This is a genomic window from Natrialba asiatica DSM 12278, from assembly GCF_000337555.1.
In the GTDB taxonomy this organism is placed as follows: domain Archaea; phylum Halobacteriota; class Halobacteria; order Halobacteriales; family Natrialbaceae; genus Natrialba; species Natrialba asiatica.
In genome coordinates this window covers 1-11,601 of record NZ_AOIO01000021.1, presented here as the reverse complement: position 1 = coordinate 11,601, position 11,601 = coordinate 1, and the positions used below count along the sequence as shown (strand labels likewise).

At 65.0% G+C, this 11,601-nt stretch carries 9 protein-coding genes and 1 pseudogene; 6 read left to right on the top strand and 4 right to left on the bottom strand.

All coding sequences use genetic code 11. From position 1 onward, the window contains the following. Positions 1 to 138: 138 nt before the first annotated feature. The 4 genes and pseudogenes from mvk to idsA3 form a co-directional block, all read left to right on the top strand. Positions 139 to 1,128, top strand: a pseudogene (mvk, locus tag C481_RS06555) (mevalonate kinase); the annotation flags it as partial. Continuing rightward, positions 1,125 to 1,877: an isopentenyl phosphate kinase gene (locus C481_RS06550; protein WP_006108370.1), complete on the top strand. Its 753-nt coding sequence runs from the start codon at positions 1,125 to 1,127 to the stop codon at positions 1,875 to 1,877. The pseudogene mvk and the gene C481_RS06550, both read left to right, overlap by 4 nt. Before the next feature lie 258 nt (positions 1,878 to 2,135). Continuing rightward, a complete protein-coding gene (locus tag C481_RS06545; RefSeq protein WP_006108369.1) occupies positions 2,136 to 3,488 on the top strand; it encodes a ribonuclease J in 1,353 nt (450 codons plus the stop codon). Position 3,489: 1 nt separating this feature from the next. Continuing rightward, complete coding sequence (gene idsA3, locus C481_RS06540; RefSeq protein WP_006108368.1) at positions 3,490 to 4,539, top strand: geranylfarnesyl diphosphate synthase; 1,050 nt, start codon at positions 3,490 to 3,492, stop codon at positions 4,537 to 4,539. A 44-nt stretch (positions 4,540 to 4,583) separates the two neighbouring features. Here the strand turns inward: idsA3 and C481_RS06535 are convergent, their stop codons facing one another. Further along, on the bottom strand, positions 4,584 to 5,090 hold the full coding sequence (locus C481_RS06535; protein WP_006108367.1) for a TspO/MBR family protein: 507 nt from the start codon (positions 5,088 to 5,090) through the stop codon (positions 4,584 to 4,586). A 147-nt stretch (positions 5,091 to 5,237) separates the two neighbouring features. Here C481_RS06535 and C481_RS06530 point away from each other — a divergent pair, with 147 nt between their 5' ends. Further along, complete coding sequence (locus C481_RS06530; RefSeq protein WP_006108366.1) at positions 5,238 to 7,016, top strand: glutamate--tRNA ligase; 1,779 nt, start codon at positions 5,238 to 5,240, stop codon at positions 7,014 to 7,016. A 238-nt stretch (positions 7,017 to 7,254) separates the two neighbouring features. On the opposite strand, the gene C481_RS06525 is transcribed toward C481_RS06530, so the two are convergent. Together C481_RS06525 and C481_RS06520 are read right to left on the bottom strand one after the other, a co-directional pair. Further along, positions 7,255 to 7,917 carry a plastocyanin/azurin family copper-binding protein gene (locus C481_RS06525; RefSeq protein ID WP_006108365.1) on the bottom strand — a complete coding sequence of 221 codons (663 nt, stop codon included), beginning with the start codon at positions 7,915 to 7,917 and terminating at the stop codon, positions 7,255 to 7,257. 138 nt (positions 7,918 to 8,055) lie between these two features. Continuing rightward, positions 8,056 to 8,541 (bottom strand): DUF456 domain-containing protein, encoded by a 486-nt coding sequence (locus C481_RS06520; RefSeq protein WP_006108364.1) that lies wholly within the window; start codon positions 8,539 to 8,541, stop codon positions 8,056 to 8,058. Positions 8,542 to 8,619: 78 nt separating this feature from the next. Here C481_RS06520 and C481_RS06515 point away from each other — a divergent pair, with 78 nt between their 5' ends. Next, positions 8,620 to 9,375: an SDR family NAD(P)-dependent oxidoreductase gene (locus C481_RS06515; protein WP_006108363.1), complete on the top strand. Its 756-nt coding sequence runs from the start codon at positions 8,620 to 8,622 to the stop codon at positions 9,373 to 9,375. 5 nt (positions 9,376 to 9,380) lie between these two features. On the opposite strand, the gene tmcA is transcribed toward C481_RS06515, so the two are convergent. Next, a partial coding sequence (gene tmcA, locus C481_RS06510; RefSeq protein ID WP_006108362.1) for a tRNA(Met) cytidine acetyltransferase TmcA occupies positions 9,381 to 11,601 on the bottom strand: 2,221 nt, incomplete at its 5' end.

Sequence of the window (11,601 nt, the reverse complement as noted above, 5' to 3'; positions counted from 1 at the left end):
CCTGTCTCCACGTCATACCGAGTGATATCCGGCAGGATACCGGACAGTTGCGTTCCCCCGTGAAACACGATCAACGGAACTACCGAGAACCGAAGAATCCGAGAGGATAGGTATTAATCGTCGTCGTACGAACGGCCGGACATGACAGTTTCGAGCGCCCCCGGGAAGGTCTATCTGTTCGGGGAGCACGCGGTCGTCTACGGCGAACCCGCCGTCCCGTGTGCGATCGAGGTGCGAGCACGGGTCGGCGTCGAACGCCGGGACGACAGTAAACTGCGAGTTCACGCCGAGGATCTCAGTCTGGATGGCTTTACGGTCGAGTACGGCGGCGGGGCCGACGAGCGGCCCGATGTCAACGCATCGGAGTCGCTGCTCATGGCCGCAACGCAGTACGTCGACAGCGCGATCGAGCAGGTTCGTGAAGTTACCGGCGAGGAGGACGTCGGCTTCGACGTGACGATCGAGAGCGATATCCCGCTCGGGGCGGGCCTTGGCTCCTCCGCGGCGGTCGTCGTCGCGGCGATCGACGCCGGCACCCGCGCGCTCGGAACGACGCTCGAGCCGGCCGAACTCGCCGAACGCGCCTACCGAACCGAGCACGAGGTCCAGGACGGCCAGGCGTCACGCGCGGACACGTTCTGTTCGGCGACGGGCGGTGCGGTCCGCGTCGAGGGTGACGATTGCCGGTCGATTGAGGCCCCTGATCTCCCCCTCGTGATCGGCTTCGACGGCGGAGCCGGCGAGACGGGCGAACTCGTTTCCGGCGTGCGCACCCTCCGCGAGGAGTACGAGTTCGCCGCGGACACGGTCGAAGCGATCGGCGACATCGTCAGAAACGGGGAGGACGTACTGGCCGACGGCGACGTCGCTGAACTCGGGCGACTCATGAACTTCAACCACGGGCTGCTCTCGGCGCTTGGCGTCTCCTCGCGCTCGCTCGAGACGATGGTTTGGGCGGCCCGCGACGCCGGGGCCGACGGCGCGAAGCTGACGGGTGCCGGCGGCGGCGGCTGTATCGTCGCCCTCGACCCGACCGAGGAAACCGAGACGGCCCTGTCGTTCACCCCGGGCTGCGAGGATGCGTTCCGCGCCGAACTCGCCGAGGAGGGGGTGCGCCGGATCGAATGATCGTCCTGAAACTCGGCGGCAGCGCGATCACCGACAAGGACCGCCCGGAAACGCTCGACGGGCGGTCGCTCGCCGCAGCGGCGGATGCGATCGCGAGTTCGTTCGGTGCGGGCGGAGACGGCGCGGTCGACGAACTCGTCATCGTCCACGGCGGCGGCAGCTTCGGCCACCACAACGCGAGCGAACACGGCGTGACCACGACTACGGGAAGCTACGATCCGGCCGCCGTCCACGACATCCACGGCGCGATGACGACGCTGAACGAGTTCGTCCTGAGCCGCCTGCTGGAACGGGACGTGCCGGCGGTGCCGGTGCATCCGTTCTCGGCGGCCCACCGCGATGCCGACGGCGAACTCGCGCTCCCGAGCGGGCAGGTCGAAACGCTCGTCGGAGAGGGATTCGTTCCGGTCCTCCACGGCGACCTCGTCGCCCACGTCGGCGAAGGCGCGACCGTCGTCAGCGGCGACGAACTCGTCGCTGAACTCGCTCGCAGTCTCGATGCGGATCGGATCGGCCTCTGTTCGACGGTCCCCGGCGTCCTCGACGACGCGGATACGGTCGTCCCAGAAATCGGCTCGTTCGACGCCGTCGCGGACGTACTCGGCGAGAGCGAATCGACCGACGTGACCGGCGGGATGGCCGCGAAGGTACGGGCGCTTCTCGAACTCGACGCCGAGGCATCGATTTTCGGACTCGAAGGAATCGGGCGGTTTCTCGCAGGTGAGAACCCGGGAACGACGGTTCAGTAAGGCTGTTCTGACCGGCTTCTCGCCCCGGGACCGGTAATGTGTAACCCACTGTGTTTTTAACACCCGGGCGTGTAGATGGGGGTAGCGAAACCCGCGGGCAAGTGCGTCTCGGTGTGGTTGGCCGGAGAACGTCGGCTAATCACGGGTTGCCGAACGCATAGCGGGATGGCCGACGTGCTGTAAGACGCCGGGGCCGGATGAATCGAAGTCCGCGGACTGTTTCGATGAGAGTCATACGGACTTTCAGTGCTACGAACTATGGAAATCGAAATTGCAACAATTGGCGGCTACGAAGAAGTCGGACGGCAGATGACTGCCGTTCGCGCCGGTGACGACGTCGTTATCTTCGACATGGGACTGAACCTCTCGCAGGTTCTGATCCACGACAACGTCGAAACCGAGCGGATGCACAGTCTCGACCTGATCGACATGGGCGCAATCCCGGACGATCGGGTCATGAGCGACCTCGAAGGCGACGTGCAGGCTATCGTGCCGACGCACGGACACCTGGACCACATCGGTGCCATCTCGAAGTTGGCCCACCGGTACGACGCGCCGATCGTCGCCACGCCGTTTACGATCGAACTGGTCAAACAGCAGATCGAGAGCGAGCAGAAGTTCGGCGTCGAGAACGACCTGGTCAAGATGGACGCCGGCGAGACGATGTCGATCGGCGACTCCGGCAAGGTCGATCTCGAGTTCGTCAACGTCACGCACTCGATCATCGACGCGATCAACCCGGTACTTCACACGCCCGAAGGCGCGGTCGTCTACGGGCTGGACAAGCGCATGGACCACACGCCGGTGCTCGGCGATCCGATCGACATGGAACGGTTCCGCGAGATCGGTCGCGAGGGCGAAGGCGTTCTCTGTTATATTGAGGACTGTACGAACGCTGGGCGGAAGGGACGGACGCCCTCGGAGAACGTCGCTCGCGAACACCTTCGGGACACCCTCTACAGCATGGAGGACTACGACGGCGGGATCGTCGCGACGACGTTCTCGAGTCACATCGCCCGCGTGAAGAGCCTCGTCGAGTTCGCAGACGATATCGGTCGTCAGCCGGTCTTGCTCGGACGCTCGATGGAGAAGTACTCCGGCACCGCGGAACGACTCGACTTCGTCGACTTCCCGACGGATCTGGGAATGTTCGGGCACCGCAAGTCCGTCGACCGCACCTTCAAGCGAATCATGAACGAGGGCAAGGAGAACTTCCTCCCCGTCGTCACCGGCCACCAGGGAGAGCCACGCGCGATGCTGACGCGAATGGCCCGCGGCGAGACGCCGTACGAACTGGACAACGGTGACAAGGTCGTCTTCTCGGCTCGCGTTATCCCCGAACCGACCAACGAGGGGCAGCGCTACCAGGCCGAGAAGTTGCTCGGCATGCAGGGTGCCCGCATCTACGACGACATCCACGTCTCCGGCCACATGAACCAGGAGGGCCACTATCAGATGCTCGACGCGCTCCAACCGCAGAACATCATCCCTGCCCACCAGGACCTAGAGCACCTGGCCAAGTACATCGACCTCGCCGAGAACCAGGGATACCAGCTTGGTCGGGACCTCCACGCGACGCGCAACGGGAACCTTATCCAGCTTGTCGAGTGATATGACAACCCCCAAGGCACGTGAGGAGGCGGTACTCGAAGCGGTTCGAGAGCGCCGCGAACTGGTTAACGACGCGATTCCCGAGGAGTTGCCGATCCAGCGGCCAGAACGGCTCTACGAGGCCTCGCGATACCTCCTCGACGCGGGCGGGAAACGCTTGCGACCGACCGTCTTGCTCGCAACGGCCGAAGCGCTCGCGGATGTCGAGCCGTTGACGACGGATTACCGGACGTTCCCGACACTGACCGGCGAGACGATCGATCTCATGGACGCCGCCGTCAGCGTCGAGGTCATCCAGTCGTTTACGCTGATCCACGACGACATCATGGACGACGACGACCTCCGACGGGGCGTCCCCGCCGTCCACCGTGAGTACGACCTCGAGACGGCGATTCTGGCCGGCGACACGCTCTACTCGAAGGCCTTCGAGATCATGCTCGAAGCGGGCGCGGACCCGTCCCGAATGGTCGACGCACTCGACGTGCTCGCGACGACCTGTACGAAGATCTGCGAGGGCCAGGCACTCGACGTGACCTTCGAAGAGCGCGACGCTATTGTCCCCGAGGAGTACCTCGAGATGGTCGAACAGAAGACCGCCGTCCTCTACGCTGCTTCCGCGTGTCTCCCGGCCATCCTACAGGGTGCAGACCAAGAGACGATCGATGCTCTCTACGGCTACGGGCTCGACATCGGCCGCGCCTTCCAGATCCAGGACGACGTGCTCGATCTCACCGTCCCGAGCGACAAACTCGGCAAACAGCGCGGTAGCGACCTCGTCGAGGAGAAGCAGACGCTCATCACCGTCCACGCCCGCGATCAGGGACTCGCTGTCGAGGACCTCGTCGACACCACGGACGTCGACGCCGTCACCGAGGCCGAAATCGACGACGCCGTCGCCGAACTCGAAGCCGCCGGCTCGATCAGTTACGCCAACGAGACCGCCCGCGATCTGGTTACCCAGGGCAAGAACCGACTCAAGGTGTTGCCGGACAACGACGCCCGCGACCTGCTCTGTGAACTCGGAGACTACTTGATCGAACGCGGCTACTGAGCCGCCGATCGGTCCGCAGCTTTTCGAAGACTCGTACGCAGCGATCAGCCGGCGGCGTAGATCGCGTAGTTGAGGGCGAACGCGAACGAGACCCAGCCGAGGTACGGCACGAGTAGTCCGGCCGCTAGCCGATCGAGGCGAGCGAACGCGACGATCGTGCCGACCACCGCGATCCAGAGGGCGCCGATGACGACGAGGCCGAGGTCGGGCCGCCGGAGCCCGAAGAACACCGGCGTCCAGGCGAAGTTCAACGCGAATTGGACGACGAAGGCCCCGAGCGCGACGCCGAGGTCCCGACGGCGGCCGGGCCCGAGTTCGCGGGTGCGGCGCCACACGAGAAACAGGGCCACTCCCATCAGCGTGAACAGGAGCGTCCAGACGATCGGAAAGGCGATCTCCGGCGGATAGAACCACGGCCGATCAATCCAGGCCGTGTCGGAGCTGATGAACACCGCCGGTGACGCGCCGAGCGCGTTCACCCCCAGGACGAGTCCGAGCGCGACGAGGCCGTCCCGTATCGACGACGTTCCGGGTCGAGACATCGTGTCCATGGTTCTCGTTCGTCACGGACACGGGTAGCAGTTCCCCCGGAGATCGAGCGGCCGCCCGCCGGCGGATCGACGACCCGAGGAACCGATGACGGGTCCGACGGACCAACACCGCGGAGGTTTTGGTCCGGGCACGAATACCGCTCGGTAATGAACGACGAGTTGCGCGAGCGCGTCGAGCGCGAAGTCGAGAAGCACGCGCTGTTGAACGCCGTCAAACACGAGAGCGACGCCGACGTCGGTGCGATCATGGGGCCGCTGATGGGCGACAACCCCGAGTTCCGCGAGCACGGAGACGAGATTCCGGGCATTGCCGGCGGGGTCGTCGACCGGGTCAACGACCTCGCGTACGACGCCAAACGCGAGCGCCTCGAAGAACTCGCGCCCGAGGAACTCGCCGAACTCGAGGCGGAAGACGAGACGGACGAACACGACCTGCCCGCACTACCCAACGCCGTAGAGCCCGACTCCACGAGTTCCGACTCGCAGGCTCGTCGGGATGCTCCCGAGGACGCCGACGAGTTCGACGAGATCCGCATGCGGTGTGCGCCGAACCCGAACGGGCCGTGGCACGTCGGCCACGCGCGAATGCCGGCGGTCATCGGCACGTACCGCGATCGCTACGACGGCTGGTTCTGCGTCCGGTTCGACGACACGGATCCCGAGACGAAACGGCCGGATCTCGACGCCTACGATGCGATTCTCGACGATCTCGACTACCTCGGGTTCGAACCAGACGACGTGTATCGAGCGAGCGACCGGCTCGAGACGTACTACGAGCACGCCCGCGACCTGATCGACATGGACGGGGCCTACACTTGTTCCTGTTCGGGAGAGACCTTCTCCGAGCTGAAAAACGCGGGCGAGGCCTGTCCGCACCGCGACAAGGACACAGACACCGTCCACGAAGAGTTCGAGGACATGATCGCCGGCGAGTACGAGAGCGGCGAGATGGTGCTCCGGGTCAAAACCGATATCGAGCACAAGAACCCCGCCCTGCGCGACTGGGTTGCGTTCCGGATGATCGACACGCCACACCCCCGCGAGGAGGCGAGCGAGTACCGGTGCTGGCCGATGCTCGACTTCCAGTCCGGAATCGACGATCACCTGCTCGGAATCTCTCACATCATCCGCGGGATCGACCTGCAGGACTCCGCGAAACGACAGCAGTTCGTCTACGACTACTTCGACTGGGAGTACCCCGAAGTCATCCACTGGGGCCACGTTCAGGTCGACGCCTACGACGTGAAGATGAGCACCTCGACGATTTCCGAACTGATCGACGAGGGCGAACTCGACGGCTGGGACGACCCCCGCGCGCCGACGCTCAAGAGCCTCCGCCGCCGGGGCGTTCGCGGCGAGGCAATCGTCGACGCGATGGTCGAACTCGGCACCTCGACGAGCGACGTCGACCTCGCGATGAGCGCCATCTACGCGAACAACCGCGACCTCATCGACGACGAAACCGACCGTCGGTTCCTCGTCCGCGACGGCACCGAACTCGCACTCGGCGGCGACCCGCCCGCAGAAGCCAATCCGCCGCTCCATCCGGACCACGAAGAGCGTGGCGTCCGCGAAATCCCCGTCGACGATGCAGTCCTGCTCGAACCGGCAGACGTCCCCGACAACGGAACCCGCGTCTGGCTCAAGGGACTCGGCTGCGTCGAGGCCACTGCGGACGGACTCGAGTTCACCGGTGCGGGTATCGACGTGGTCCGCGAGGAGGGTGTCGATGTCGTCCACTGGGTGCCAGCGGCCGAGAGCGTCCCGGTTCGGTTGCGAACGATCACGGGCGACGTCTCCGGGCGAGCGGAACCCGGCGTTGCTGAACTCGAATCGGACGAGATGGTGCAGTTCGAACGGATTGGATTCGCCCGAATCGATCACCACGATGGCGACGAAACGGTAGCGTACTACACGCACGACTAATACGGACTGCTGGCAGTCGTGTCGACGCACCCGCAACCGTCCTGGGTCGCGACTGAAAACCGGTCCAGCAGACCGTATGAGGCGTGACCGGACTGGTCGCGATCCGCGATCGGAGCCTGCGCCGGTGGCACTGGTGGATCGGAACGCTGGTCGAGCGCAAATATCGGCAAAAATAGTATCGCTTCGGTTGGGACGATCGCTCGTCGAGTTCCAGTACGAGTACGAGTGCAACGGGCGGTTATTCGCTACTCTCGTTGCCGTTCTCCATGCTTTCGTTGCCGTTTTCGCTCTCGTTACCGTTCTCCATACTTTCGTTGCCGTTTTCGCTCTCGTTACCGTTGCCGGTCTCGTTACCGTTTCCACCGCCGTTGCCGCCCGAACCCTGCTGTAAGTCGATCGTTCCGCGCATCTGGTTCTCGTGTGGGCGACAGACGTATTCGGCCATCTCGCTCGTGACTTCCTCGATTTCGAGCGTCTGGGTTTCGCCTTCCTCGTTCATTTGCTCGGTCGAGAGATCGTCGACGACTTCGTCGTTCTCGTCGACGATTTCGAGATTGTGGTTGGCTCCGTCGCCGTTCTCCCAGGTGATTTCGTACGACTCGCCTTCGAAGAGGACCAGCGAGGGGTTGGTCTCCCCCTCGATCGGACTCGGCGAATTCCCTTCCCATCCGCTCGTCACACCGGTGAGCTCGATTTCGCTGACGCCTTCCCACTCGCTGACATCTGTGCCGCCGTTGCCGCCACCATTGCCACCGCCGTTGCCGCCCCCGTTTCCGCCGCCGTTGCCGCCACCGTTTCCACCGCCACCGCTGTCCGCGCAACCTGCGAGAAGACCGGCTGCACCAACGGCACCGGATATTTTGAGGACCGTCCGCCGCGACGTGGGATCTTTTTCTGCCATGTCTCGCCCTACAACACCCACGAGTGTTAAATCAAATCCGGCACACTGATGACTATCTCAGTTTTTTAGACCATATATGGTTGTATTTTTGTATATTCGGTCAGAGTTGGAAGACTCTCCGGGAAGATAGTTTATCTTTCACTGAACGGCAACCGAGACGAGAAATCCACAGAGAATTGACACCGTCAACAACACCTGAATCGCCGTCGAGGCCAGAATACCGGCTGTCGCGTAGATCGCCGATTGCGTGCTCCGGTTTAGATCCCCGGCTCGCAGATACTCCACAACGAAGACAGTACCAAATAACCCGAGCAGTAAGCCAAGCGGACCAGTCGCAAACATCAACACGATCCCGACCACAGCAGCGAGTCCGGTCGTCACCCAGGAGGCCCCGCCCGCTCGTGCCGCGATCGACCCCGCAAAGAGTTCGACAAACAGCGTCACCAGTCCAAGGAGCGTGAGGACGACGAGCGCAATCGTTCCCGGCGCTGTGAATCCGGAGAGCCACCAGTAGAGATACACGCCCGCCAGTGAGAGCGCCCCTCCTGGGACGAGCGGCACCACCGTCCCGAGGACACCGCCGACGAGCAACGCGACCGCAAGCACGATTCCCGCATCTACCATACGAGCCCCAACGGCAGCGAACGGCAAAGCCGTACCGCCATCAGTACTGTTACGGTCGCCGCGTGACCATCTCGTGACATGACAGCACAGACGGCCGATCCACGCGGCGCGATCATCATCGGTGCCTCCTCCGGTATCGGAGCCGCCCTCGCGCGTGAACTCGCCGCCGACGGCTACGAAATCGGACTGGCCGCACGACGAACGGACCGGCTCAAAGACCTCGGCGCGTCGCTCCCGACGAAAGCCTACGTCGCAACGATGGACGTCACAGAGCCGGACACTGCCCGCGACCGGTTTCGATCGCTTGCCGACGCGATGAAATCGGTCGATCTCGTCGTCATCAGCGCCGGGGTTGGCGATGCGAATTACGACCTCGACTGGGAAACCGAACGCCGGACGATCGATGTCAACGTACGCGGGTTCACCGCGCTCGCGACGGCCGCAATGGACCAGTTCGAGCGCCGGTCGACCGCCCCGGGTGACTCGGACGGCCATCTCGTCGGGATTTCCTCCGTCGCCGCTCGCTTCGGTAACGGTGGAACACAGGCCTATAACGCCTCGAAAGCGTACGTCTCGCGCTATCTCGAGGGGTTGCGAAGCCGACAGGCCGGTGCCGACACGAACGTGACGATCACGACCATCGAACCCGGCTTCGTCGACACCGAACTCTCTTACGGCTCGTTCTGGCAGTGTTCACCGGAGACGGCGGCGAGTCAAATCGCGGATGCAATCCGTGACGAGCGCGTTCACGCCTACGTGACGCGTCGCTGGCGGCTGGTCGCGTGGGCGTTACGGGCCCTCCCTGAATCGGTGCTCAGACGACTGTTCGGCTGAGCCGTTCACTCGGTAGCGAATCGGTCTCGGATCTCCAGCGCTTCCTCCGATCCGTATTCGTCCACCAGCGGCTGGAACGCCTCACCGAGTGCCCGCATGCACTGCCCCGACGAGTGGAACTCGAGCCGATCCGCGACCGTCGCCCAATCCGTTCCCTGAAGCACCCGCAGGACGAGCAGCCGCTCTTCGCGTTCGGAGAGATCGACAGCGTCCGGCTTCGTGACGAAGTACCGACCCGCGAGTTCACGGAAGGGACCGGGATCGACATCGAACAGGCCGGGGCCGTAGGCCGCCCCGGCGACGATCCGCCACTCGTGATCGGTGAACTCGAGCGGCGTCGCGGCCTCGTCGGGGGTGCTCCGCAGTACTTCGCGGGCCACGTCGGGGTCCAAATCCGCGAGTGAATCGGTACAGAGCGCGGGGAATCGGCGGGCGAATCGCTCGGCGTGGCGGTCGTAAAGTGCACGGCCCGTATCGCTCGTCGGATCGAGCATGAGCGCCGAGTACTCCCCGCTCGCGTCGTTGCGCGTCGTCGAGACGTGCAGTGTTCGAAAGCCGTTCTCGCGCCAGAACGAGAGCAGGTCCGGCGTCGCGCCGAAGCCGGTTCCGAGCCAGTCGACGGTCGAACCGAACTCGTCGCGCACGCGTTCGAGGAGGCGCGATCCGAGGCCGCGAGCGCGCACCTCGTGGTGGGTCGCGATACGAACGACGCGCACGCCGGCCGGTTCGCCGGCCGCTTCGTCGCGAAGTTGGCTCGTGAGCACGTCCGGGAGCATGTTCCCGCGGATGCGCCCGCCCTCGTACATCATCGCTCGCGCCTCGGCACCGAGGTCACCTTCGCGGGCGAGCAGCGCGACGCTTACGACGTGGCCGTCGTGAACCAGCGCGCGGGCGTCGAGATTCGGCGCGTCAAGCAGTCTGGCGAGGTCGTTCGGCTCGGTGCGGTAGTGGGCGAGGACGAGGAGCCCGAAGGCCTCCCGGAGCAAGCGTTCGTCTGCGAGCAGCTCGTCGGGGTCGAGTCGGCGATACTCGACGGAATCCGGGGTCGCGTCGGCGACGAGCGGAGCCACGGGCGGCCGAGCGTCGAGCAGTAGCGCGCGGAAGGCCCACACCTCGATCGGATCGCCCGCTGCGTAGCGGATCGGGGCGGCAAGTGTCCGCTCGGTCACGTCGTGGTCGCTCTCGGCAAGTCGGTCGCGAAACCGCACGGAAAAGCCCCGCCCCGCCCCCTCGTAGCCGTGGATCGTCGTCGCGAACGCGATGCGGTCGGCGGCGAGGAACGACTCGAGCGTCGACACCGGGAGTGCGGCGGCTTCGTCGACGACGACGACGTCCGCCGCCTCGCACTCGCTCGCCGCGGCGGACGGGTCACGGAATCGGACGCGCCCGCCTGAACTCGTGTCTATCTCCCGAGGGGCACCCCGGGAATCTTCCGAGACGGCCGCCTCGGCGTCGAGTTCAGCGACGAGTTCGTCGGCGCGGGCGAACAGTTCGGTCGCGTTGGCAACCGACGGTGCGGTGACGAGCACCGAGTCACCTGCAAGCGCGAAACAGCCGGCGGCCAGCCCCGCGGCGCTCGATTTGCCGCGGCCGCGGTCGGCGTCGAGGACGACGGCTCGGCCGGGTTCGGCGAGCGATTCGAAGGCGGCGAGCGCCCCGACCTGGTCATCGGTGAGGCAGGCGTCGTAGGCGGCTGCTGGAAACGCGGCGTCGGGTGGGATACCTGCGGCGGGCGCAGTGTCCGGGGTCGATAGGATCGGCGCGGGGTTCGTCAGGCCATTTGCGACGAGTTCGTCCTCGGCGAGCGCCGCAGGCTCGGCGCTGCCCGTGTCCCGGTCGTCACTGAACTCGACGACTGCAATGCCGCGGTGCTCCCGGATCGTCTCGACCAGTCGGCGTTTGAACCGGCCGGTCACGTCGTCGATCGCGAAGGGCGGAACGGCCAGCGACTGGTCGAAGCCGTTTCGCCGGTCGGGCCACGTCTCGAGTGCAGGCGTCAGCAGGATCAGCAGACCGCCGCCGTCGACGGCACCGACGACCTGGCCGAGCGCGTTCGGCTGCAGATCCTCGTGTGCGTCGACGATCACCACCTGCCGGGTCGTTCCGAGGAGTCTTCCCGCACGCGGCTGTTCGATCTGCTCGCAGCGAAGCCGATCCTCGGGGCCGACGAGCGTCGTGTCGGTGATGCCGACCGGCAGCGTCGAGAGAATCGTCTCGAGACAGGCA

What these genes read in the sequence shown, in the direction of transcription:
- C481_RS06530 (WP_006108366.1), top strand. Translation starts at nt 5,238, where the DNA reads ATGAACGACGAGTTGCGCGAGCGCGTCGAGCGCGAAGTCGAGAAGCAC.
- C481_RS06535 (WP_006108367.1), bottom strand. Translation starts at nt 5,090, where the DNA reads ATGGACACGATGTCTCGACCCGGAACGTCGTCGATACGGGACGGCCTC.
- idsA3 (WP_006108368.1), top strand. Translation starts at nt 3,490, where the DNA reads ATGACAACCCCCAAGGCACGTGAGGAGGCGGTACTCGAAGCGGTTCGA.
- C481_RS06550 (WP_006108370.1), top strand. Translation starts at nt 1,125, where the DNA reads ATGATCGTCCTGAAACTCGGCGGCAGCGCGATCACCGACAAGGACCGC.
- C481_RS06525 (WP_006108365.1), bottom strand. Translation starts at nt 7,917, where the DNA reads ATGGCAGAAAAAGATCCCACGTCGCGGCGGACGGTCCTCAAAATATCC.
- C481_RS06515 (WP_006108363.1), top strand. Translation starts at nt 8,620, where the DNA reads ATGACAGCACAGACGGCCGATCCACGCGGCGCGATCATCATCGGTGCC.
- C481_RS06545 (WP_006108369.1), top strand. Translation starts at nt 2,136, where the DNA reads ATGGAAATCGAAATTGCAACAATTGGCGGCTACGAAGAAGTCGGACGG.
- C481_RS06520 (WP_006108364.1), bottom strand. Translation starts at nt 8,541, where the DNA reads ATGGTAGATGCGGGAATCGTGCTTGCGGTCGCGTTGCTCGTCGGCGGT.